The organism is Mycolicibacterium mageritense (assembly GCF_010727475.1).
GTDB classification, from domain to species: Bacteria; Actinomycetota; Actinomycetes; order Mycobacteriales; family Mycobacteriaceae; genus Mycobacterium; species Mycobacterium mageritense.
In genome coordinates this window covers 3,515,544-3,539,667 of record NZ_AP022567.1, presented here as the reverse complement: position 1 = coordinate 3,539,667, position 24,124 = coordinate 3,515,544, and the positions used below count along the sequence as shown (strand labels likewise).

Sequence of the window (24,124 nt, the reverse complement as noted above, 5' to 3'; positions counted from 1 at the left end):
GCTCAGTGCGCCGCGTTGGCACGGCGGGAGATCTGGGTCGCGGAGATCGCGGCGGCCAGCATCGCGCGGTCGGGCACGTCGAGTTTGATGCACGCGCGGTAGATGTGCCCCTCGACCGTGCGCACCGAGACACTCAGCCGGTCGGCGATCGCCTTGTTGGTCAACCCTTCTGCGACCATCACGCCGATCTCCAATTCCCGATCGGTCAGCGGCAGCGGGTTGAGCACGCGAGCCAGCGCCGGCGTCGACGGTGTGTCACAGTGCACCGCGAGCTGCGCCGCGCGGTTCTTGGCCTTCAACTCGAGGGCACGTTTGCCGGCGCCACCGTGCAGCACCGCGGCCTGACTCGCGGCATCCGCGGCCGCGAGGTTGAGCTGATGCGACTCGAACGACGCGGCAACGGCATCGAGCCCGGCAGCGTCACCGTCGGCCAGGTTGCGGGCGTGTGCGTACACCAAAGGTGCGAGGGCACAGTCGAGTTGCTTGCCGATCCGCTGCACCTGGTCCGCCAGCCGGGTGTCGCCCAACCGGACCCCGTCGTGCAGGGCCCGCAGTGCGATCGCCAGCTGACCGGATGACTCGGCGACTGCCGCGGCTTCTCGGGCCGCGGCCATCGCGCCCCGCACGTCGCGGGCCGCGGCCAGGGTCCAGGAGCGCGCCAACTCCAGTTCGGGTGCATACAGGGCGGAGTGCATGCCGTGCGCGGCTTCGGCGCGTTGCAGGGCCTGGGCGGCAGCGGACGAATCTCCCTGTTGACCAAGGGTTTGCGCAAGGTACATCAATGCGAGCGGGCCCCACGAGTACCCGGTGGAGATCAGCGCCGCCGCGCTCTGCCGCAACAGCGAGGCCGCTTCCCGCAGGGCTCCGCGCGCCATCAGAACGTGTGCCAGCAGCACGTCACCGATGGCCCGGCCGGGCTGCTGGAACTCGGAGAAGCTCAGATAGTGCCGGGCCAGCTTCTCGGCACCCGCGAGATCGCAATCCATGAGCGCCGCGGTCGTCTGCCCGAGCCCGATCGTGAACCGGAGCAGACCGGGGTGCTGCGCATTCAAGCCGCGATCAGCCAGGGCGGCAACGTCTTTGAAGCGGCCGATCCGGGCGCTGGCTAGCGCGGCCGAGGTCGCGGCCCACGCCACGGCGAGATCCTGCGCGGTGGTCGAGGCCAGCACGTCGCCCGCGATCTCGATGGCCTGCCTGGGCTCGCCGGTGTTGAGCGCGAACGTCGCCGCGAGCGCGTCGAGGCTGTCCCGCGCGGCCGGTTCGGTGATGCGGGAACGCACCTGGGCCAGCAGATCGACGGCCTGCCGCGACTCCCCCAACATCCAGAACTGGTTGGCGGCCTTGGGCAGCGCCCACGCCATGAGATCCCACTGCGACAACGTGTCCGGGTCGACCGCCGCCAGGACGTCGTCGGCGTCGCGACCACGGCCCTGCCAGGCCAGCGAGTGCGCCAGCGGCAGGCGCGCGGCCAGGCCGCCACCGCGGTCGAGCGCCCCGCGGGCGAGTTGCTCGCCGAGCACCAGATCACCGAGTCGCATCGCCTCGTAGGCGGAGACCACCAGATCGGTTGGTGACAGCGGGGCGTCGGTGCCCAGCGCGAGCGCCGCCAATCGCAGCCGGTCGCTGACGTGTTCGGGTGGGCGCGTGTTCAATTGGGCCACGAGCGTGGTGCGCAGCCGGCGCCCGATCAGCTGTCCCATGGATCCGCGCACGCATTCGGTGTAGAGCGGGTGCGCGGGATGCACCACGGTGTTGCCGCCGCGGTCGGTCACCGTGACCGCCCCGGCCGCCTCGGCCTGCTCGACCGCGTCCAAACCCGTCACGGCAGCCAGATCGGACAGCGTCAGCGGCTCTTCGATCGCCAGATACTCCAGCACCTGCCGCACTGCGGGCGGCATGGAATCCAGGTGCTGCAGGATCAGGGTGGACAGGTGCGACGACAGTGCGATCGCGCCGCGCAGCTGCCAGACCCCCTCGACCAGCCGCAGCCGGCCCGAGTGCAGCGCCCCGTCGACCAGGTGCCGCAAAAACAACGGGTTGCCCTCACTGGCGGCGTTGATCTTGGCGGCGCTGCTGGTTTCCAGCGGACCGCCCAGCACGGACTCCAGCAGCGTGGTGGCCTCGGCCGCACTCATCGGTTCGACGTCAACGCGCGCAAGCAGGCCGTCCTTCCACAGCGCGGTCACGGCGTCAGGGGCCGGCTCGCCCTCCCGGACGGTGAGGATCAGCCGGACGCCACTGCTCACCGCGAGCTGATGCACGAGCGTCGCCGACAAGGTGTCGAGGTTGTGGGCGTCGTCGACGGCGATCAAAAGGCGGCGTTCGTCGGTCCCGCCACACAGCGTCTCTCGCGCGGTGCGCAGCAACGCTGCCGACTCGCCCGCGCCGGAGACCTCCACGAGATGGCTGAACACCCCGAACGGGATGTGGGTGGCCGACGAGGTTCCGGCCACCCAGCGGGTCACGGCCCGCGGGTCGCTGTGGGCATGACGGCGCGCGACCGCACGCGCGATCTCGGTCTTGCCGACACCTGCCGCTCCCACCAGAACCACGCCGTGATGGGCCGTGCTGCTCAACGCCGAATCCATGCGTTCCCACACCGATTGGCGTGGCGCCAATTTCCAGCGAACCTCCGCCACCGTCAAATCTTAAGCCGGGCCGGATTGCTTCACTTGGTGAAAAACCCGAATGCGACCGCGTGGCGGACGCGGACTCCCGGCGGGAAAATTTGCTGAAGACGGTCTGGGGCGCGCTTGCCCTCCGGCGGCGCGGTTATTGATTCGGAAACAAGTAGTGCACTACTCGTGCGCCGCCGTGGCCCGCGCTCCTAACGTTGACCTCGACCGCAGCCAGTAAGCACATGGGACCATCGAGGGGGGTTCATATGTCCACTCAACCTGGCCAGTCACCGGTGGTACCCGGTGCCGACCCGAGTCGCGACGTGCTCTACGAGCACACCGACGACCGGGGTCCGGACACCGGGACCGCCCACCCGATGCTCAGCGGTATCGACGATGCGTGGTTCGGGGGACCGTCGGACATGCTGGGCCGCACCGGCCCCGGATAGGGTCGGTCCGGAGTTTGCTCGCGTTGCCGGATGACCTCCCGGCGACGGTGGCGGGCAGACGCAAAAGTGCCCCAAAAGCGGCGTTTTGGGGCACTTTTTGTGTCTTTGGGATCGGCCGTAGGGCGATATCGGAATTCTCGATCGCGGCCAACGAGAGGTCGGCCAGATGGGGCCGACAGTTCATTCGCCCGTCACCGTGAGTTGGTGACGGCTTCGGTCTTGCTTCGAATCATGGCGTTTCATGACGCTGCGCTCCCCCGCGAATCCTCCCTCCCGACGGACGCCCTGGTATCGCCATCTCTACGTGTGGGTTCTGATCGCAATGGCGCTCGGCACGGCAGTAGGCCTGGTCTGGCCGTCAGCCGGCAAGTCGCTCAAACCGCTTGGTGACGCATTCGTCAGCCTGCTGACGATGACGCTGGGTCCGCTCATACTCTGCATGGTCGTCGCCGGCATCGGCGCCGTCGCGAACTTGGGTGCCGTCGGCAGGGTCGCGCTCCGCTCGATCATCTACTTCGAGATCGTCACCACGATCGCCCTCGCGCTGGGTCTTCTCGCGGTCAACCTCATCCGCCCTGGCGTGGGACTGCATGCCGATGCATCCTCATTGGAGCTCAGCGACAAAGTCGCAGACGGGGTCGCCGCGGGCAAAGAACTCGCCTGGTACGACTATTTCTTGCAGGTCATTCCGTCCAACATCGTGGCGAGTCTGGCCGACGGCGCAATCCTGCCCATCTTGTTCTTCGCGGTGCTGTTCGGAATCGGTCTCCAACTGCTTGGCGAGCGCGGCCGCCCCGTCGCGCAAGGCGTCGAGCGGGTGGGTGAGGCACTGTTCGCAGTGGTGCGGATCGTCGTGTGGGCCGCACCCGTCGGCGTGTTCGGTGCCATGGCGTACACGGCGGGCAATTTCGGCGCGGCATCTCTGGGCGCACTGCTGAAGCTCATCCTGACCTTCTACGCGACCTCGATCGTGTTCATCGCGGTGGTGCTCGGCGGCATTCTGCTTTCGGTGGGGCTGCACCCCTGGCGTGTGCTGCGGTATTTCCGTGACGAGGTGCTGCTGGCTCTCGGCGCGTCGTCGTCGGAGGTGGCGCTGCCGGGCATCGTGCGCAAACTCGAGAACCTCGGGGTCTCTAAGGGCACCGCGGGCATGAGCGTTACCGCCGGCTACTCGTTCAATCTCGACGGCACGTGCATCTACCTCACGCTGACAACGGTTTTCATCGCGCAAGCCCTCGGTATCGACCTGCCCATCGGACAGCAGGTGATGGTGCTGTTGGTCATGCTGCTCGCGTCGAAGGGCACGGCCGGGGTGACGGGCGGTGGCTTCGTCATGCTGACCACGAGCGTGTCCGCAATCGGCCTGATTCCGGTGTCTGGCGTGATGCTGGTGTTCGGAATCGACCGGTTCATGTCGGAATGTCGCGCGGTGGTGAATTCGTTGGGCAACGCCGTCGCGGGTCTGGTGATCGGCCGCTGGCAGGGCGAAATCCGGCCCGCCCAGGTGCATGCCATCATCGCCGGAACCTCGTGGGTGCCGGACGCTCCCCCGTTACCCGCCGCACCGGCCGCGGTGGCGTCCCGGTGACCCTGCCCAGCCTGCACCGCTTGCGCGTGTTCACCGTGATCGTCGACGCAGGCAGTGTGTCCTCGGGCGCACGGGAACTCGGCATCACGCAGTCCACCGCATCCACCCATCTGCGCCAACTAGAAGCCGAGGTCGGATCCCTGCTCATCGAACGGACGGGCAGGCAGTTCAAGCTCACCGAAGCCGGAGAAGTTCTGCTTGCGCACGCGTACCGGATGCTCGCTATCGCCGACGAGGCGCTAGACGATCTCGCCGGGATCAGTCTCCGGCCGCTGACCGGTTCGCTCACCATCAGCGCTACGACGACGACCAGTGAAGGCGCGTTCCTGCCCGGGCTGCTGCAGGACTTCTCCTCGACCTATCCGGATGTCACGATCGACGTGCACATCGACAACTCATCGACGGCGATCCGTCACACCCTCGAAGGCAAGGTGGGCCTCGGGATCATCGCGGCGGAAGTAGACGATCCGGCCCTCACTGTCATACCGCTACCCAGCGAAGAGCAGGCCGTCGTCGTGTCCGGCAGGCACCCGCTGGCGGGCTCGGCAGCGGAGCCACGAGTGCTACGAGGCTCGATCGTGCTACTCCGCGAGCAGGGTTCGGCGACGCGGACCTATCAGGAGGCACTCGTGAACCGCTGGCAGATCCCCGACGTCCGCACGTGGACGCTGGCCAGCACCAGCGCGATCGTCGCGGCTGTCGCGGAAGGTCTTGGCATTTCGTGCCTTCCACGGATCGTGTGCCGCGACGCCTTCGCACTGGGCCGGGTGGCCGAACTCGCCATCGATCCGCCGCCACCTGCCCGCCCCGTCTGCTTCGTGCGGCGCACCGACCATCACCTGACGCGCGCAGAAGAGCACTTCCTCGCACTGGTCACCGAGAAGTGCACACGGGAGTGAATCTCGCCAAGCTATGGCTCCCATAGCGAGAACCTGGGTTCCGCGCGCCGCCGGACCCGAGCACTGTTACTGACGGGCCGTTGCTACACGAGGCCGTTGTCACCCAACCAAGCACGAGGAGCGCATCAGTGGAATCCCCTTCGTCATTCAGCGTGAACGACCGGACATACGTGCTGCCGGGAGCACCGGTGGTGGTCATCTGCATCGACGGCAGTGAGCCCGATTATCACGTCGAGGCGATGAAAGCGGGCCACATGCCGTGGCTGAGCCGAGTACTTGCCGGCGAGTCCAGTTCATGGCCTGCGCATTGCGCCATACCGGCGCTGACCAATCCGAACAATCTATCGATCGCGACCGGGCGTCCGCCTGGTGTCCACGGCATCTCGGGCAACTACATCTTCGACACCACCACCGGCGAAGAAGTATTGATGAACGACAAGCGGTTCCTGCGTGCACCAACCATTTTCGCCGCAGCGAGCCAAGCAGGATTCGACGTCGTCGTGGTCACCGCCAAGGACAAACTTCGGCACCTGCTGGGCGCCGGTCTGGTCGAGGAAGGGCCGAGTCTCGACGGTGGCGGCGCGTTCGTCGCACCGTCGCGCACCGGCATCTGTTTTTCCGCGGAGAAAGCCGATCAGGCCACCCTGGCCGACAACGGCATCGACAACGTGCTCGAGTTTGTGGGAAAGCCTGTGCCGGAAGTGTATTCGGCGGATCTGTCGGAGTTCGTGCTTGCTGCGGGGGTCGCAATCCTCGCCTCACGCGGCGCCGATCTCATGTATCTCTCGCTGACCGACTACATCCAGCACAAGCATGCCCCCGGAACCGCAACCGCCAACGGGTTCTACGCCATGATCGATTCGTACGCCGCACAATTGGAGGCACTCGGCGCGATCGTGGTGCTCACGGCCGATCACGGGATGAGTGCCAAGACCGACGAGACCGGAACCCCGCGCGTGATCTACGTCGAAGACGAAGTCCGCCGAATCCTGGGCGGCGAAGGTGTAGACGGGGTTCGGGTGATCCTGCCCATCACGGACCCATATACCGTGCACCACGGCGCCCTGGGTTCATTCGCCAGCATCCATCTACCGACAGGCACCGACCAAGATCTGGTGATCAGTGCGCTGAAGGCCATCAACGGGGTACAGGCCGTGTACAGCCGCGACGACGCGGTCGATGTCTTCGGGCTGCCGGGTGACCGGATCGGTGATGTGGTGTTGATGGCCGACGCCGGCACCGCGGTGGGCCGCTTCGCCGAATGGCACGATCTCACCGGGCTCGACGCGCCTCTGCGTTCGCACGGGGCGTTGGGCGAACTGCAGATCCCGTTCATCATCAACCGCGCGCTGCCGCGTCCCGACCTGCTCGACGAGCCGTATGGCGCCGACGCCTACGTGCACAACTACGACGCGTTCTGGGTGGCCACCACCCTCGTCACACAACATCAATCCCGAACCGCGGCAGCGGTCTAGCGCCCGACCAGCGGAGGACAACGATGTCCAGCACGTTCGAAAAGCGCGCCTCTCGGGATCTGGTTGCGGTGTCGGAGGCCAAGTTTTCGCGGTTGAAGTGGCGCATGCTGCTCGCGGCGATGTTCTGCTACCTGTTCTTCTATACGGGACGCCAGACCTTCGGTTTTGCGATCCCGGGCATCCAGGAAGACTTGGGACTCAGCAAGACCACTCTGGGGTCGATCAGCGGCGCGATGTTGTGGTGCTACGCCGCGGGTCAGATGGTCAACGGCAACCTCGCCGACAAGTTCGGCGGACGCCGGCTGATGGCCGCAGGCGCCGTCCTTTCGACGATTCTGAACTGGTGCACCAGTTTCGCCGTGGGCAGCAAGTCCCTGGCCTTCTTCTGGGGAGCCAACGGATTCACGCAGGCGATGGGTTTTCCATCCGGAGGGCGCGTGATCTCGAACTGGTGGGGCCCGCACGAACGCGGCAAGAGCTTCGGCTTCTACCTCTTCGCCGCAGGCTTGTCGTCGGTCCTGGCGTTCGTCACCTCAACCATCGTGGTGGACACGCTGAAAATGGACTGGCAGTGGATATTCCGTATTCCGGTGCTGCTCATGCTGGTCGGCGGCATAACCTTTTATGTGGTGGCCCGCGACAGCCCCAAGGCCGCCGGAATCACTCCGCCCGAGTCCTACACCCGCGACGAGGAATACGTCGAGGCGACTGCTCAGGGGGTGGACACCACGCGGTCACTCGCCCGTTACCGTGCGGTGCTGCGCAATCCGAAGATCTGGTCCACCGGCGTCACGATCGGTTTCCAGAACGCTGCTCGTTATGGATTGCTGATCTGGGTACCGGTCTACTTTCTGGGCAAGGACTGGAAAGAGGGGGGCGGTGGGATAAGCCCGGTATGGATCTCGGTGGCACTGCCGGTCGGCATGGCTGTCGGCGCCCTCACCAACGGTCAGTTGTCCGACCGCATGTTCGGATCCCGTCGTGATCGCCCCATCATGTTGTTCATGGTGCTCGGCGCGGTGACCGCCACAGTCATGTACGTCGCGCATCTGGGCACGGTCACCGGGATCCTTGTGCTGTTCTTGACGGGATTCTTCGTCTACGGTCCGCATTCGACCATCTGGGCGCTGTGCCCGGATCTGGTCGGTACGCAAATGGCGGGCACTGCAACGGGAGTGGTGAACTTCTTCTCCTATCTGTTCGCCGGCGTCGCGGAACCACTCGTCGGCCACCTCATGGATCACACCGGAAACGCAGCGCTGATCTTCCCTGTGGTGGCGGGGTGCTGTGTGGCCAGTGCGACTGCGGCCGCAACCATTCGGCGTTAGCTCAATCGACGGCGCGGTGGCCCGACTTCGGGTCACCGCGTCGTGCGGTACCTGGGTTCGCGCGCCTGACACCTACGTCGGCCACGAAGCTGTGCCGCCGACAAGCGCCACGAACGCCTCCTCGGGCGGAGTCAGCACCCGGTCCGCCCGCCGCACGAGGTAGGCCGTCCGGCTGGGCGGCGGAGGCGTCACCGTCAGTCCGACGAGCAGACCCGAAGCCCGCTCACGTGCGGTCACATGTTCGGACAGCAATGCCACCCCAAGGCCTGCGTAGACCGCCTCCTTGAGGGTGTCGGGGCCCCAGAGGTTCCATTGCGCGGCTGAATCCAGTCCCCACAACCGCAGCGCCGTTTCCTGTTGGCGCCGTGTCGCCGATCCCATCTCTCGCATCAGAAACCGCTGGCCGACAAGGTCTTCCGGTGTCAACGCATGACCAGCCAGCGGCGATCCGGGCGCTGCGACGAGCAGCATCGCCTCTTCGAACATGGCCTGGGCGGTCAATTGTTCTTCGCGTGGCGCATCTGCGCACAAGCCGAGCGCCACCTCGCCGCGCAGCACCCAGTTTTCTACCGCGTCCTCGTTTCCGACCCTGATCTGGCATTCGACTTTCGGTGCCTGCTCAGCGAACTCGGCCACGAGCCTCGGCAACAAATAGGTGCCCAGCGTGGTCGTGCCCGCCACCACCAGGCTGCCCGCTTCGAGTCCCTGAAAGCCGGCGACTTGATGTTCCATACTCCTCAGCAGTTCGAACACCTTGCGGGCGTGCTCGACCACGACATCCCCGGCCGGAGTCGTCCTGGCACCTTGCGTGCTGCGCTGAACGAGTTGCACGCCAAGAGAGTTCTCCAGGTTGCGGATGTGATTGGATACCGAGGGCTGACTCATGTACAGCCGCTTGGCGGCCCCCGAAAAACCTCCGCTTTCGACGACCGCGACCAACACTTCGAGCTGCGTCAGGTTCGCCATAGGGTCACCATTGTCCGCCCAGCAGACGCAAAAGTGCCCCAAAACATGAGTTTTGGGGCACTTTTGTGACTGCTCGACGAAATGTCAGAGGCGCTCGATGATCGTGACGTTGGCGGTACCGCCGCCTTCGCACATGGTCTGCAGACCGTAGCGGCCGCCGGTGCGCTCAAGGGTGTTGAGCATCGTGGCGAACAGCTTGGCACCGGTGGCGCCGAGGGGGTGCCCCAGGGCGATCGCACCACCGCTCGGGTTGACCTTGGCCGGGTCGGCCTTCAGATCCTTCATCCAGGCCAGCACGACGGGCGCGAAGGCCTCGTTGATCTCGACGGTGTCGATGTCATCGATGGACAGGCCGGTCTTCTCCAGCGCGTACTGCGTCGCCGGGATCGGACCGGTGAGCATCAGCACGGGATCGGCGCCGCGTGCGCTGATGTGGTGAATGCGGGCCCGCGGTTTCAGATTGTGCTCGTTGACCGCCTTCTCGGAGGCCAACAGCACGGCGCTGGAGCCATCGGAGATCTGGCTGGCCAGTGCGGCGGTCAAGCGGCCACCCTCGACGAGCGGCTTCAAGGTCGCGAGCTTCTCGAGTGTCGACTCGCGCGGACCTTCGTCGACCCCGAAGTCCCCCACCGGGACGATCTCGTTGTCGAAATGGCCCGCGCGGATCGCGGCGAACGCCCGCTGGTGGCTCGTGTAGGCGAACTGCTCCATCTCTTCCCGCGAGATGTCCCAGCGCTCGGCGATCAGCTCGGAGCCGCGGAACTGCGAGATCTCCTGGTCGCCGTACCGATGCCGCCAGCTCTCGGATTCGGCTGTGGGAGTGCTGAATCCGAGTTCCTTGCCGACGATCATGGCCGACGAGATCGGCACCCAGCTCATGTTCTGCATGCCGCCGGCCAGGATGATGTCCGCGGTGCCCGACATGATCGCCTGTGCACCAAAGGAGATCGCCTGCTGGCTGGAGCCGCACTGCCGGTCGACGGTGACGCCGGGCACCTCTTCGGGGTAACCCGCCGCGAGCCAGGCGTTACGGCCGATGTTGCCTGCCTGCCCGCCGATCGCGTCGACGCAGCCGACGATGACATCGTCGACCGCGGCCGGATCGACGTCGTTACGGTCGAAGACTGCACGGAAGATGTGCGCACCGAGGTCGATCGGGTGCACCTGGGCGAGCGATCCGTTCTTCTTGCCGACGGGTGTGCGCACGGCATCGACGATGTATGCCTCAGGCATTGTTTGTCTCCTTTGACAGGGTGATTCCGCCGAGAACGATGGCGAGGTATTGGCGCCCGACCTGCTCGGCCGAGAGTGGTCCGCCGGGCTGATACCACCGGACCGAGACCCATGTGGTGTCGCGGATGAATCGGTACACCAGGTCGACGTCGAGGTCTGGCCGGAACGAGCCGTCGGCCATGCCCTGCTGCAGGATGTCGATCCACATCTTGCGCTGCTCTTTGTTGCGCGCCTCGACGAACGCGAACTGTGGCTGCGCGGACAACCGTTTGGCCTCGTCCTGGTAGATCACCACCTGCGCGTGCCGGTGCTCGATGGCCTCGAAAGACGTCATGAACATGCCCGAGAGCCGCTCCAAGGGGGTCGCCGCGCTGTCCACGATGACCTGATAGCGGGCGAACAGCCAGTCCAGGAAGTCCCGCAGCACCTCTTCGACCATTTGTTCTTTGGACTTGAAGTGGTGGTACAGACTGCCCGAGAGGATGCCTGCGGAGTCGGCGATATCGCGGACGGTCGTTGCTTTCAGACCGCGCTCGGCGAACATCGTCGCTGCGAGCTCAAGGAGCTCGTCCCGCCTGCTTGCCGGCTGGCTGGAGGTTTCCGGCGCCATGACGACAGCATAGCAACCAAGCGCTTGCTAGGTCACGTTTGGGTTCGCGACACCGCGTTCAAAAAAAGGGCGGGCCTCCAAGAGGGAGGCCCGCCGCGACTCGTCGGGGCTATGGGGCTATGCAGGCTGCGGGACACCACCGACCGCAGTGGCTTGCGCGACTTCGACTGCAGATTCGTCTGCGCCTTCGCGAGCGCTGCGCTGCGCCAATACCGCGGAAAGTACCGCGGCGAATGCGAGCAGCGCCAGCGCGCTCAGCCCTGCATACGCTGAGGTCGGCCAGATCCCGTTCAGCAGCAAGAGCCCCGACAACGTGCAGGTCGGAACGCCCAACAGGACCAGAAACCACCCGGTGAAGTGCCCGAGATCGACTCGGCCCGCCTTCGTCACGCCAAGTCCGAGCAGCACGAAGAACAGCGTCCACATGATCGCCCAGGTCGCCCAGATGACCGCGAACACTGGATCGGTGCCGATACTCCTGACGGCATAGAGAAGCGCTATGGCAGCAACGAAGGAGCTGTACCAGCCGAAGCCGCGTGGGTCGATGTCGAAGATCTGGATGAAGCCGAACCACAGATATGTGAAGCCGAACAAGTAGCTCGGCCAGGTCGCGTTGACGGTGGTCGGCTCACCGGCCGATTGAACGAGCACCAGCGTCGGCAGGACCACCTGGGCGGCACCCACGAACAGGTTCAGTGGCGCAGCACCTCGCGGGCTGACCACCCCGACCGACACCAGTCCGTTCACGAACAGTGCCACACCCACCAGAAGCAATCCGACGTTCCCCATCAGCGGCCGACCCAATCCACGAACTGGTCGGACGTGATGACCGGCGCGAAAAAGTTGTTGATCCGTTCGAACGCGGCGCGCTCGTGGTCGGGATGCACGGCACCGGTCGCATCGCCGATCACGATGGGCAGCAGGCCGTGGTCACGTGCGGCCCGGGCATTGCCTTCCACGCACCAGTCGAGATGAATGCCGGTGAGCACGATGACCTCAACCCGTTGCCGGTTCAACGCGCCGGGCAGGTCCGTACCGACGAAAGCCGTCTGCAGGGCCTTCTCGTACAACTCGTTGTCGCCGGGCTCGACCAGCTCGCGCAGTTCGCCGACAAGCTCGTTGTCCCAGGCGATTTGTTCAGGCGTCGCGTTGATGTGACCGGTCCACCCGGCGTACTGTGCTTTGTCGAAATCGGTTTTCGGATAATCCTCGCGGAACACCGAGAATCCAATCCAGTTGAAGGACACGAAATTCGGTGCCGAACGTGCGGCTTTCACCGCCTTGACGGTCGCAGCGAGACTGCCCCGGAAGGCGTGCCCCTCGGCGTACTGAACCCCGCCCGGCTTGTACAGCGAATTGGATTGGCTGATCGACAGGAAAGCGGCCGGCCTCGAGAGGATCTCACGGAAATCGAGGCTCTCCCACTGTTTGGCCAGCGGCGGAATGGCGGCGGTGTTGTCGGCTGGATAACCCAGCGCGGCGGCATCGAGCTCGACCGGCTCGAGCGGTGTGATTCTCGGTGAGCCGTCGACGGCGAGTGCGGTCACAGTCTTCCCTTCGGCGTTACGTGTACGAAACATGCCACTCGGGACAACTTTTGACCGGCGCGCAACGGGACGACAGCCTTTGAATCGCCGCGATTCCAGCGCGCTACCGCATCGCGACGGTGTCCCAGTACGCCGAGCAGTATTGCGGCAGTTCGACGGCCACCGGGCGGTCGGCCTTCGCCCGCGACAGGTTGAAGGTATACCAGGAATCCTGTTCCGCAGGCCGGGATTTCACGCACGTCCGCACCAGCTCCGGGAGCCGGTGCAGCGCCGGGTCGATGTCCGAGGACAACCGGGACAGGTACTCCAGATCGATCTGCCCGGTCGCTTCGAAACGGTCGATGTTGCGGTCGGCGACCAATCGTTCGGGGTTGAGGGCGGCCAACCCCAGCAGGGCCAGCACGCCGGCGACGAGGACGGCCCGTGGCAGCCAGCGCGCCGACATCCGGATGCCTGCCGCAGCCACCAGCAGGAACACCACGCCGAGCCACAGTTCGATCGTCACCACCATGAGCCGGTCGGTGCTGAAACCGTAGGCCTGCTGATACAGCCACATGCGGTGGATCGCGGAGATCACCACCACAACCGAAGTGGCACACAAGATCCCGACGAGCACCCGCAATGCGCGGCGGTCGGCGGCACTGACGCGCGAGGCCACCCGGATCACGGCGCCGAGCACCAGCATGGTCAGCGCGGACACCCACAGCAACTGCCAGAAACCCTGCCGCGCGTACTCTGCGTACGTCAGCCCCTCGGTTTCCAGAACATGCGTGTGCCCGCCGAACAGCACCGCGGCCTGCACCACGACGAAAGCGATGAACAGCGCGTCGAGCACGCCCAGCGGCAGCGCCCACTCCCACCGGGGCACCGGCCGCATCGGCGGCGGTGCCATCGCGTCGAGCTTCGGGGCGAACCGCATCAGATACGCCCCGCCCAGCACGAACGCCACCACGATCGCGAACACCACTGTGCGAGCGATGAATTCACCACCGTCCAGCGCGGGTGTCAGACTGCCTGCCAGGTGCGCGAACGCCGGGTCTGCCGCGGCGAACAAGGCGCCGAACAACAGCACCAGCACCACGGTCACCGCGACGACCACGGCGACGCGACCGAGGTTGGGAATGTTCGTCCGCCGTGGCAGCGCCCGCTGGACCCAGCGCGTGACCCGCGCGGGCAACGCCCACGCCATGAAGGGCCCGGTGAACACCGCGGTCCACGTGTGACCGCCGAACAACGTGCACCATCCGAGCATCCACCCGGCCATGATGCACAGCACGCCGAGCCAGTCCGCGGCCAGCAGCCCTGGGACGGCGAACAGCGCGAGGGTCAACGCGATCCCCGCCAGTTCCAGCCTCGACGGCCGGCGATCCGCGGTGCCGTACACCACGCCGAACACCAGCACAGCGACCAGCAGATAGCCGATGCTGAGCACCGAGGGCCGCCACAGCGCGGTACCGATCAAGCCTGCGACCCCGGCCAACACCAGCACCCGCCGGGGCGCGGCCGCCAACGGATCGATCGGCCAGATCCGGCGCGACCACACGGTCCAGCCCGGCTCGCCGTAGCGCGGCAGCGCCGGCCCGATCAGGGGTGGCGGGGCCATCACCGGATGGACCCCGGGATACCCGGGTGGCGCTGTCGTCATACTGACTCCTCCATCTGTTCCCCGACGGTGACCCTGATCCGGCACCCCGCGTGGGCGTCCAACACTTCGATGGTTCCGCCGTGCAGTTCGACGGCCCACCGGGCGATGGCCAGGCCGAGACCCGTCCCGCCGTCGGACGTCGCACCCCTGGTGAACCTCTGGAACACGCGTTCGCGCTCGGCCGGCGGGATTCCGGGGCCCTCGTCGCACACCTCCAACCGCAGGCCGGACGTGCCTGCCGCGGCGGCCAGCACGGTGACGCGCCCGCCGGGCGGGCTGTGCCGAATAGCGTTGTCCACCAAGTTGACCACCACCTGACGCAGCCGGGCCGGGTCGGCCACAGCGTGCAAACCGGGCGGCGACACCCGAACGCTCACCGTCACGTCGGCTGCCGCCACCGTGGCGTGCTCAACCGCGTCCCGCAGGAACTCGTCGACCTCGAACCTGCTGATCTGCAACGGGATCGCACCGCCTTCGATGCGCGAGAGATCGAGCAGATTGGTCACCAGCTCACCGAGTCGTTCGGTCTGTGCGAGCGCCATCCGCATGGTCGCGGGGTCCGGTTCGGCAACGCCGTCGACCACGTTCTCCAACACCGCCTGCAGGGCCGTGATCGGCGTGCGCAGTTCGTGGGACACGTTGCCGATCAAGCCGCGCCGGTATTCGTCCGCGGCGCCGAGGTCGGCCGCCATCTGATTGAATGCGACTGCCAACTGGCCGATTTCATCGCGCGACGTGGCCCGGACCCGGATGCTGTAGTCGCCCTGCGCCATCGCGCGGGCGGCGGTCGTCATCTGCCGCAGCGGCGAGGTCATGCCATGCGCGAGGAACTGCGTCAAGATCAATGACGTCGCGAGCGCGGCGAGCAGCGCGTACCGGAACTGCCAGCTGGCACCGACCCAGAACGTGAACGACGCCAACAGGATCGCCCCGCCGACCAGGAGCCCGGTCTTCACCTTGAACGATGCGAACGGATCCAGCGGCCGGGGCAGCCGGTCCCACAGCTCGGCCACACTGCTCATTTCGGCGTCTCCAGTGAGTAACCGACGCCGTGCACCGTGCGGATCAGGTCCGACCCGAGCTTGCGGCGCAGCGCCTTGACGTGGCTGTCGACCGTGCGGGTTTCGACCTCCGCAGCCCACCCCCAGACGTGTTCGAGCAGCGTCTCCCGGGCCACCGCGGCCCGGGGCCGGCCGGCCAGAAACGCCAGCAGGTCGAATTCGGTTCGGGTGAGGTGGATCTCCTGCTCGCCCTGATGGACCCGTCGCTCGGCCAGGTCGATGCGGTAGTCGCCCACCGACAGCGGCTGGTCACCGGCCGCGCGGTCCACGCGCCGCAGCAAGACCCGGACCCGGGCCACCAGTTCCCGCATGCTGAACGGCTTGGTCAGGTAGTCGTCAGCACCGATGCCGAGACCGATCAGCATGTCGGTCTCGTCGGTGCGGGCCGTCAACATGAGCACCGGCACAGCCCGCTCGGCCTGGATGCGCCGGCACACCTCCAGCCCGTCGAAGCCCGGCAGCATCACGTCGAGCACCACCAGATCCGGCTGGGTCGCCGCGGCGGTTGCTACCGCCGATGGTCCATCGACGGCGGTCTCGACGTCGAACGCCTCGGCGCGCAGCCGGGTGGCCACCGCGGACAGGATCGTCGGCTCGTCGTCGACCACCAGGATTCGCTTCACAAATCCGACTCTAGGTGCAGGTTGTGGTGGCCAAGGGCAGCGTTTGTGAAGATCCTGTGGAGACCGTGTCGCCGGATCTGGCTACGCTGGCCTGGGTCAGGACGCGTCAGGAAGGGCACCGGGGTGGACCAGAACACGGCATGGTCCACCGACGAGGTGCGGCAGTTTGCCGGCAAGGCCTACGCGGCGGGCCAGAAGCTCGCAGGCGCTGCCGGCTGGTCCAACACGGGTGCCACCCAGACCTTGCTGTGGGGCGACTTCCAGGGCAGCGGGCGGACGCCGTACCGCGTGCAGGTCAATTTGGTGGGCCCGACGTACAAGTGCTCGTGCCCGTCACGGCAGTTTCCCTGCAAGCACGTGGTCGGTCTGGTGCTGCGCTGGTGCGGCGGCAGCGTCGACGCCTCGGCGGCCCCGGCAGGCGCCATCGAGGCGACGCCCGCCGCGCCGAAGGCGCCGCGTGAGGTCAGCGAGAAAACCATGGCGGCGCGGCAGCGCAGCGTTGCCGAGGGCTTGCAGCAGCTCGACCGGTGGATCGAGGACCAGATCCGCAACGGCATCGCCGGGATCAGCACCGACCCGTACGCCGGCTGGAGTGAACCGATCGCCAAACGCATGGTCGACGCCAAGGCACCCGGCCTGGCGGGCTGGTTGCGCAACCTGCCCGGCTACCTCACGCACGACGAATGGCCGCGGATGATCATCGAGGATCTCGGTTTGATGCGGCTGCTGACCGACGCCTACCGCACCATCGACTCATTGCCCGCGGAGACCGCTGCCGCGGTGCGCCGCCACATCGGGTTCACGGTGGCGCGGGCCGAGGTGCTGGCGACCGAGCCGGTGAGCGACACCTGGCAGGTGCTCGGCTACGCGGAGACCTTGGAGGACCGGTACACTACCCGGCGAATGTGGTTGAGCGGCAGCGCCACCGGACTGCTGCTCAGCGTGCAGTCCACCGCGCCGAGCGGTGCCAGTTTCGACAACCGGCTCACCCCGGGGCGCGAATTCACCGGCGGCGTCTACCTGTACCCCGGTGGGTCGTCGAGCTTCCGCGTCGCGATTCCCGACGGCGACGTGCCGACGACGCCCATCGAGCGACTCGCCGTCACCGGCACGGGAATCGACGCGGCATTGGCCGGCCGGGCCCGCGCCCTGGCGGTCGACCCATGGCTGCTGCGGTTTCCGGCGGTCGTCACCGCCCGGCCCGTGCAGCAAGCCAAGCCCAAACGCCGCTATCTCGTGGACGCGGACGGCAGCGCTCTACCGGCGATCTGTGACGACGACCGCTGGGCGCGGTTGCAGGCCGGCAGCGGAGGACGCCTGCAGCCGGTGCTGGTCGAGATCACCAGGGACGGTGTCGATCCGCTGTCACTCTTGAGCGATGCGCCGCCGTCGCGTCTGACCGGACCGGCGGTGACCGCACTGTGAGTGACTATCAGCGGATGATCTCGGCCGCCACTGTGGGATTCGGCGCCAAACCGCTTCCAGCGGGCACCTTCGATGCACCCGTCGACGGCAGTGTCGCCGCCGTGTGCGATGCAGACGATCCCGTCGGGTCGGTGCTGCGGGTCGCGGGCCTGTACGCGACCGCCAGACGGGCGGGCCAACTTCCCGAACGCGTCGAGCCGGGCGCCGCCCCCGCAGCCGCGGAGACCCGGCCGCTGATCACTGCCGCACACGCCTTCCTCATGGAGCGCGCACTGACCGTCCGGCCCATCCTCGACGCCGTGCTCGGCGACATCGCCGCGGCGGGCCTGCGCCTGCCACCGCGGCTCATACCAGACCTGCTCCGGCTCCAGCAGGGCGGCGTTGTGACGCAGGCACTCTGGGATGCGCTCGGCAACGCCGGCCAGTGGTATGCCGTCGAGCACTACGGCCGCAACCACCGTGCGCTGCGCAACGTAGTCCGGGCGGATGCCACCGAGTGGCCCAGGGAATCCGACTACACCCACGGCGACACCGCCAAGCGCCTGAGCTGGCTGGCCGCCGCCCGGAGGCTCGACCCGGACCGCGCCCGCGAACTCGTCACCGCACATTGGGCGAGCGAAGACGCCGAGTCTCGGGCGGCCTTGTTGGCAGCGTTCGCGTCACCCGAACACGACGCCGACGAACCATTTCTGGAAGCCGCGCTCGACGACCGCGCCGTCACGGTACGCAGCGCCGCCATCGCCGTGCTCGGTGACCGGGCCCGCAGCCGCTATCTCGATCGCATGAAAGACCGGTCCGCCCAGATATTTTCGGTCAAGAAATCGATGCTGGGTGTGAAGGTCACCGTCCATCCGCTGCCCGGCCCCGACGCCGCCGCGATTCGTGACGGCCTGAGCACCACCAAACCCGAGGCCGTCGTGGCTCGCACCCCGATCACGTTCTGGAACGAGGTCTTCGGCGCAGTGGCACCTGAGAAGGTGGCGCGCGCGCTGCCCGACACCGTGCTGGCCGCGCTGACCCTCAGCGCGCTGCGCGGCGACGACCCCAGCTGGGCGGTGCCGCTGTTACAGCGCTGTCTCCCAGCTGATTACGGCACCTGCTACCACCCGGCGACTGCCCATCCGGCCATCTCGGCCGAGATGATCCGCGCGCTCACCAACACTGCCGAGTCCGCGCCCCTGGCCCGGTTGGTGGCGGGTCTGCCGCGGCCGTTCGCGCCGGACGTGGCCGAAGCCCTGTTCGCGTCCCTGGCCGGTGTTGGCTGGGGCACAGCGCGCTCGCGCCGCGAGGCCGCCGCCCATCTGGCTGCAGGCTATCCACTCGATTGGCTGCCGCGCTTCGCCGCACTGGTCGACCGCACCACCGACGAGGAACTGCACAAGTTCTACGCCACCGTGTTCGAACTGCTCACGCTGCGCTCCGACATTGCAAAGGAACTCCCATGACCGAATCCGCCCTGCTGCGCCCGCACGCCGAGCAGCTGTTCGCCGCAGAACTCGCCGCGTTGCGTGCGGCCGACGACAAGGCCGCGCCACCCAACTGGTCGATGTCGCCGCACGCCGTAGTGCGCTACCTGCTGGGCGGGGAAACCGTGGACGGCGTGGAGATCACACCCAAGTACATCGGACCCCGCCGGATCATCGAGGTAGCGGTCGCGACACTGGCCACCGACCGGGCGCTGCTGCTGCTCGGGGTACCCGGCACCGCCAAGACCTGGGTTTCGGAGCATCTGGCCGCGGCCGTCACCGGGGATTCGACGCTGTTGGTGCAGGGCACCGCGGGCACCGTCGAGGAAGCCGTGCGGTATGGCTGGAACTATGCCCGGCTGATCGCCGAAGGACCGTCCGAGCAAGCCCTGGTCCCGTCGCCGATCATGACCGCGATGCGCGACGGCAAGATCGCGCGCCTCGAAGAGCTCACCCGCATCCCGTCAGAGGTGCAGGACGCGCTCATCACGGTGCTCTCCGAAAAGACCCTGCCGATACCAGAACTCGGCACCGAAGTGCAGGCCACGCGGGGCTTCAACGTGATCGCTACCGCCAACGACCGCGACCGCGGAGTCAACGACCTGTCCTCGGCACTGCGGCGGCGGTTCAACACCGTGGTGCTGCCGCTGCCCGCGAGTCTCGACGACGAGGTGGAGATCGTGACGCGCCGGGTCGCCGACATCAGCGGATCGCTGCAGCTACCCGAGGTGCCGACCTCGGCCGACGAGATCCGCCGCGTGGTCACGGTTTTCCGCGAACTGCGCTCGGGCCTGACCGCCGACGGCCGCAACAAACTCAAGCAGCCATCGGGCACGCTGTCCACCGCCGAGGCGATCTCCGTTGTGACTCAGGGTATCGCGATGTCCGCGCATTTCGGCGACGGTGTACTGCGGCCTGCCGACACCGCGGCGGGAATCGTCGGCGCCGTCGTCAAGGATCCGGTCAACGACGCGGTCGTGTGGCTGGAATACCTCGAGGCCGTGGTGCGGGAGCGGGACGGGTGGGCCGACTTCTACCGGGCATCGCGGGACGTGCTGAACTCGTGACCACCCACGTCCTGGGTGTTCGGCACCACGGCCCCGGTTCCGCCCGTGCCGTGGTGTCCGAGCTGGACCGCATCCGGCCCGACATCGTGGTGATCGAAGGTCCGGCCGACGCGAACGCGCTCACCACCGACGTCGATCACACCGACATGGTGCCGCCCGTGGCGATCATGGCCTATGCGGTCGACGATCCCGCGGTTTCGGCGTTCTGGCCGTTCGGCGGCTTCTCCCCGGAGTGGCAGGCGCTGCAGTGGGCCGCGCACAACCGCGTGCCGGTGCGGTTCTGTGATCTGCCCGCAGCCACCGTGCTGGCCCAGCGCGACGAGCGGCACGAGAGCGCATCGTTCGTGCGCATCGATCCGATCGGGGCGCTCGCCGATGCCGCGGGTTACGACGACCCAGAACGCTGGTGGGATGACGTTGTTGAATCTCGCACCGACGGAACCGGATTCGACGCGATCACCGAGGCAATGCGGACCGTGCGGGAGCTCGAACCCGCCGAGGACGATACGATCGAGCACCAGCGTGAAGCACACATGCGTCAGGTGATCCGGAAAGCAGTCAAGGAATTCACGACCGTGGTCGTGGTGTGCGGAGCCTGGCACGCACCCGCCTTGGCCGGAAAACTTCCCGCCGCGAGCGCTGATTCGGCATTGCTGCGGGGCCTGCCCAAGGTCAAGTGCGCGACGGTGTGGGTGCCGTGGACGCATTCACGGCTGGCCGCGGCGTCGGGCTACGGCGCGGGCGTCCGCTCGCCGGGCTGGTATCAGCACGCATTTGTCGAGCGCGAACGCCCGGTGGAAACGTGGCTCACGCTGGCGGCCAGGGCATTACGCAACCACGACATCTTCGTCTCCTCCGCACACGTGATCGAAGGCGTCCGGCTGGCCAACGCACTGGCCGCGATGCGGGGCCGGGCCCATCCCGGTTTGAGCGAGGTCAACGAGGCCACCGAAGCCGTGCTGTGCGAAGGTTCCGACACCCGGTTCGGGCTGATCGTGCGGGAGCTGGTGGTCGGGGAACGGCTCGGCAGCATTCCTGAACACCTGCCGATGGTGCCGCTGCTGGCCGACATCACCAAGCAGCAGCGCTCGTTGCGGCTCAAACCCGATGCCACTGCCAAGCAGGTCACGCTCGACCTACGCAAGCCGAACGACCTCGCCAAATCGCATCTGCTGCATCGGCTTGCCGTGCTCGACATTCCGTGGGGTGAGCCCGAGATGACCAGCGGCCAGGGCACGTTCAAGGAGGCCTGGACGCTGCAGTGGCTGCCCGAGTTCGCGGTGAAGGTCGTGGTGTCTTCGGTGTGGGGCAACACCGTGTGCCGCGCATGTAAAGCCAAACTGGTCGACACCGCCGAGAACGCGACTCATCTGGGTGAGGTGACCGCCGCGATCGAGGCTGCCCTGCTCGGCGGTGTCGACGAGGCCGTCGCACCGCTGCTGGCCATCCTGGAGAACAAGGCCGCAGTCGACCGCGATCTCACCGAGCTCATGGCGGCCCTGCCCGCGCTGGCCCGGTCGCTGCGCTACGGCGACGTGCGGCGCACCGACGCGGGCGCGCTGGGCGAGGTCACCACATCGTTGCTGCGCCGCGTCAACGTCGGGCTGCCCGCGACGCTGACCGGTCTGGGTCCGGACGCGGCCGCCGAGATGCTCGTGCACGTCAACGCCGTCACCGAAACCGTCGATCTGCTCGACGTCGATATCCGTGAGGAATGGCTCACCACCATCACGCGCCTGGCCGACCGGGACGACCTGCACGGCAGCCTGGTGGGCCGCTTCGTCCGGATCGGGGTCGACGGAGCGGTGTTCACCACCACCGAAGCGGCCCACCGCATGCGTCGCGCCCTGAGCGTCGGCGCGCCGGCCGACGAGAAGTCCGCCTGGATCGAGGGCTTCCTGTCCGGCAGCGGTCTGCTGTTGGTGCACGACACCGAGTTGCTCTCGGTGATCGACGAGTGGTTGATCGGTTTGACGGCAACGGAGTTCACCGACGTCCTGCCGCTGGTGCGGCGCACGTTCTCCACGTTCGATGCCGGCATCAAACGCAACATCGGGCACGCGGTGGCCACGGCAGGCGCCACCGTCCACACCGAATTCGCCATCGACGCCGAACGCGCCCGGCCCGCGGTGATCGCGGCGGCCGCCATCTTCGCACGAGGTATCGCGCATGACTGACGACATCGTCCCCGACGAACGCGACCGCCGCTGGCGGCTCGTGCTGGGCTCGGACGCGGAGTCGCTGCCGAGCCTGCAGGGCGGTGACGTCGAGATGGACAAGGCACTGTCCGCGCTGTACGACCGCAAGGGTGGGCTCGGCGGATCAGCGCCCAAGGTGGCCCGCTGGTTGGGCGACATCCGAAACTACTTCCCCAGCACCGTGGTTCAGGTCATGCAGCAGGACGCCATCGAACGGCTCAACCTGCGCATGCTGCTGCTCGAACCCGAGATGATGGACAGCGTCGTCCCGGATCTGTCGCTGGCCACCACGCTGATCACGCTCGGAGAGGCCATCCCCGACGAGTCGAAGGCCTCGGCGCGGGCCCTGGTCCGTAAGGTCGTCGAGGACATCGAGCGGCGCATCGCCGACGGCACCCGAGCCACGCTGCGCGGCGCGCTATCGCGCAGCGCGCGGACCAACCGGCCGTTGGCCTCCGACATCGACTGGAACCGCACCATCGCCCGGAATCTGAAAACCTTTCAGCCCGATCTCAACACGATCATCCCCGAACGGCTGGTCGGGTTTCGCCGGGCCGGGCGATCGGTCACCAAGGACATCGTGTTGGCCATCGACCAGTCGGGCTCGATGGCGGAATCGATCGTGTACTCAGCGGTTTTCGGCGCGGTGATCGCGTCGATGCGGTCCCTGCGCACGTCGCTCGTGGTGTTCGACACCGAAGTCGTCGACCTCACCGACCTGCTCGACGATCCTGTCGACGTGCTGTTCGGCACCCAGCTCGGTGGCGGCACGGACATCAACCGGGCCATCGCCTACTGCCAGACGCTGATCACGCGGCCCGCCGACAGCATCTTCGTGCTGATCTCCGACCTCTACGAGGGCGGCGTGCGCGACGAGATGCTGGCCCGCGTCAAGCAACTCGTCGACGCGGGAGTGACCGTGGTGGTGCTACTGGCGCTGTCCGACTCGGGCGCGCCGTCGTTCGACCGGGAGATCGCCGCCGACCTCGCCGCCATGGAGATCCCCGCGTTCGCGAGCACGCCCGACGCGTTTCCCGAGCTGCTGGCGCTGGCCATCACCAAGGGCGACATCCGCGGCTGGGCGGACCGGACCGGTCTGGCGCAGCGCGGGATGGAGCAGACCTAGGCCCGCTGGCTCGACACCGAGATGACCTCGCCGGTCAGGTAGCTCGAGTAGTCGCTGGCCAGGAACGCAATGGTCGACGCGACCTCCCACGGCTCGGCAGCGCGGCCGAACGCTTCATCGGAAGAGAGCCGATCCAACAGGTCCGCAGAAGCCGAGCGCTCCAGGAATTTGTGCCGTGCGATGCTCGGCGAGACGGCGTTGATCCGCACGCCGTACTCGACGGCTTCGATTGCGCTGCACCGGGTCAACGCCATGACGCCGGCCTTGGCGGCGGCATAGTGCGACTGGGAATGCTGTGCGCGCCAGCCCAACACGCTCGCGTTGTTGACGATCACGCCGCCGTGCTCGACGTCCCGGAAATACCGCAGCGCGGCGCGGGTGGCCCGCATGACCGAGTTGAGCGTGACGTTGAGGACGCGGTCCCACTCGTCGTCGGTCATGTCGATCAGCGGGGTTTCACCGCCGAGGCCGGCGTTGTTGACCAAAACGTCGAGGCGGCCCATCTTCTCGACCGACCGGGCGATGAGTGCGTCGACCGCTTCGGTCGAGGTGACGTCGCAGACCACAGCCTCGACCTTGCCGAGCCCCAGATTGGCCAACTGGTCGCGCGTTTCCCCCAGGCGGCGCTCGTGGTAGTCGGACACCACGACGTCGGCCCCCTCCAGCAGGGCGCGGCGCGCGGTGGACGAACCGATGCCGGTGCCTGCGGCCGCGGTGACGAGGACGACCTTGCCCGCCAATAGGCCGTGGCCCTCAACCTCTTCGGGAGCGATGGACAGATCGGTCATCAGTCTTCTCCT

The 24,124-nt window shown here is 67.1% G+C and carries 20 protein-coding genes; 10 read left to right on the top strand and 10 right to left on the bottom strand.

Going from position 1 to position 24,124, the window contains the following annotated elements:
* Positions 1-2 precede the first annotated feature (2 nt).
* Complete coding sequence (locus G6N67_RS16940) at positions 3-2,639, bottom strand: LuxR C-terminal-related transcriptional regulator (protein ID WP_230021738.1); 2,637 nt, start codon at positions 2,637-2,639, stop codon at positions 3-5.
* A gap of 245 nt (positions 2,640-2,884) precedes the next feature.
* On the opposite strand from G6N67_RS16940, the gene G6N67_RS16935 reads away from it, so the two are divergent.
* The 5 genes from G6N67_RS16935 to G6N67_RS16915 all read left to right on the top strand — a co-directional run bounded on the left by G6N67_RS16935 (position 2,885) and on the right by G6N67_RS16915 (position 8,357).
* Entirely contained in the window at positions 2,885-3,067 is a 183-nt protein-coding gene (locus G6N67_RS16935) for a hypothetical protein (RefSeq protein ID WP_131524589.1), read from the top strand.
* 241 nt (positions 3,068-3,308) lie between these two features.
* Positions 3,309-4,655, top strand: coding sequence for a cation:dicarboxylate symporter family transporter (locus G6N67_RS16930; RefSeq protein ID WP_036430154.1), 1,347 nt, complete (start codon positions 3,309-3,311; stop codon positions 4,653-4,655).
* Positions 4,652-5,554, top strand: a complete 903-nt coding sequence (locus G6N67_RS16925) for a LysR family transcriptional regulator (protein WP_163642218.1) — start codon at positions 4,652-4,654, stop codon at positions 5,552-5,554. Before G6N67_RS16930 ends, G6N67_RS16925 begins: the two co-directional genes overlap by 4 nt.
* 152 nt (positions 5,555-5,706) lie before the next feature.
* Positions 5,707-7,029 (top strand): phosphonoacetate hydrolase, encoded by a 1,323-nt coding sequence (gene phnA / locus G6N67_RS16920; RefSeq protein WP_197747968.1) that lies wholly within the window; start codon positions 5,707-5,709, stop codon positions 7,027-7,029.
* Positions 7,030-7,052: 23 nt separating this feature from the next.
* Positions 7,053-8,357, top strand: coding sequence for an MFS transporter (locus tag G6N67_RS16915; protein WP_051578539.1), 1,305 nt, complete (start codon positions 7,053-7,055; stop codon positions 8,355-8,357).
* Positions 8,358-8,429: 72 nt separating this feature from the next.
* Here G6N67_RS16915 and G6N67_RS16910 read toward each other — a convergent pair whose 3' ends face one another.
* From G6N67_RS16910 to G6N67_RS16875, 8 genes are all read right to left on the bottom strand, one after another.
* Positions 8,430-9,323, bottom strand: coding sequence for a LysR family transcriptional regulator (locus G6N67_RS16910; RefSeq protein ID WP_036430160.1), 894 nt, complete (start codon positions 9,321-9,323; stop codon positions 8,430-8,432).
* 84 nt (positions 9,324-9,407) lie between these two features.
* Complete coding sequence (gene fadA6 / locus G6N67_RS16905; RefSeq protein WP_036430162.1) at positions 9,408-10,556, bottom strand: steroid 3-ketoacyl-CoA thiolase FadA6; 1,149 nt, start codon at positions 10,554-10,556, stop codon at positions 9,408-9,410.
* Positions 10,549-11,166: a TetR family transcriptional regulator KstR2 gene (gene kstR2 / locus G6N67_RS16900; RefSeq protein WP_036430164.1), complete on the bottom strand. Its 618-nt coding sequence runs from the start codon at positions 11,164-11,166 to the stop codon at positions 10,549-10,551. Before kstR2 ends, fadA6 begins: the two co-directional genes overlap by 8 nt.
* A 117-nt stretch (positions 11,167-11,283) precedes the next feature.
* Positions 11,284-11,955, bottom strand: a complete 672-nt coding sequence (locus tag G6N67_RS16895; RefSeq protein WP_036430166.1) for an AmiS/UreI family transporter — start codon at positions 11,953-11,955, stop codon at positions 11,284-11,286.
* Positions 11,955-12,746, bottom strand: coding sequence for a cysteine hydrolase family protein (locus tag G6N67_RS16890; protein ID WP_051578540.1), 792 nt, complete (start codon positions 12,744-12,746; stop codon positions 11,955-11,957). The genes G6N67_RS16895 and G6N67_RS16890 overlap by 1 nt, the downstream gene beginning before the upstream one ends.
* Before the next feature lie 70 nt (positions 12,747-12,816).
* Complete coding sequence (locus tag G6N67_RS16885; RefSeq protein WP_051578541.1) at positions 12,817-14,358, bottom strand: DUF4153 domain-containing protein; 1,542 nt, start codon at positions 14,356-14,358, stop codon at positions 12,817-12,819.
* Positions 14,355-15,371: a HAMP domain-containing sensor histidine kinase gene (locus G6N67_RS16880; RefSeq protein ID WP_036434769.1), complete on the bottom strand. Its 1,017-nt coding sequence runs from the start codon at positions 15,369-15,371 to the stop codon at positions 14,355-14,357. Before G6N67_RS16880 ends, G6N67_RS16885 begins: the two co-directional genes overlap by 4 nt.
* 5 nt (positions 15,372-15,376) lie before the next feature.
* Complete coding sequence (locus G6N67_RS16875) at positions 15,377-16,042, bottom strand: response regulator (RefSeq protein ID WP_036430170.1); 666 nt, start codon at positions 16,040-16,042, stop codon at positions 15,377-15,379.
* 123 nt (positions 16,043-16,165) lie between these two features.
* Between G6N67_RS16875 and G6N67_RS16870 the strand changes: the two genes are divergently transcribed.
* From G6N67_RS16870 to G6N67_RS16850, 5 genes are read left to right on the top strand one after another with little or no spacing between them, the layout of a single operon-like run.
* Positions 16,166-17,467 carry an SWIM zinc finger family protein gene (locus tag G6N67_RS16870; protein WP_036430172.1) on the top strand — a complete coding sequence of 434 codons (1,302 nt, stop codon included), beginning with the start codon at positions 16,166-16,168 and terminating at the stop codon, positions 17,465-17,467.
* Positions 17,464-18,912 carry a DUF5691 domain-containing protein gene (locus G6N67_RS16865; protein ID WP_036430174.1) on the top strand — a complete coding sequence of 483 codons (1,449 nt, stop codon included), beginning with the start codon at positions 17,464-17,466 and terminating at the stop codon, positions 18,910-18,912. The genes G6N67_RS16870 and G6N67_RS16865 overlap by 4 nt, the downstream gene beginning before the upstream one ends.
* Positions 18,909-20,000 (top strand): ATP-binding protein, encoded by a 1,092-nt coding sequence (locus tag G6N67_RS16860; protein ID WP_036434771.1) that lies wholly within the window; start codon positions 18,909-18,911, stop codon positions 19,998-20,000. Before G6N67_RS16865 ends, G6N67_RS16860 begins: the two co-directional genes overlap by 4 nt.
* Entirely contained in the window at positions 19,997-22,177 is a 2,181-nt protein-coding gene (locus tag G6N67_RS16855) for a DUF5682 family protein (RefSeq protein WP_230021735.1), read from the top strand. Before G6N67_RS16860 ends, G6N67_RS16855 begins: the two co-directional genes overlap by 4 nt.
* The gene (locus tag G6N67_RS16850; RefSeq protein WP_036430176.1) at positions 22,170-23,324 is read left to right on the top strand and encodes a VWA domain-containing protein; all 1,155 of its coding nucleotides are present in this window, start codon (positions 22,170-22,172) and stop codon (positions 23,322-23,324) included. The genes G6N67_RS16855 and G6N67_RS16850 overlap by 8 nt, the downstream gene beginning before the upstream one ends.
* Here the strand turns inward: G6N67_RS16850 and ipdF are convergent.
* The gene (gene ipdF, locus G6N67_RS16845; protein WP_036430178.1) at positions 23,321-24,112 is read right to left on the bottom strand and encodes a (5R,7aS)-5-hydroxy-7a-methyl-1-oxo-2,3,5,6,7,7a-hexahydro-1H-indene-carboxyl-CoA reductase; all 792 of its coding nucleotides are present in this window, start codon (positions 24,110-24,112) and stop codon (positions 23,321-23,323) included. The genes G6N67_RS16850 and ipdF overlap by 4 nt on opposite strands.
* Between the last annotated feature and the right edge of the window lie 12 nt (positions 24,113-24,124).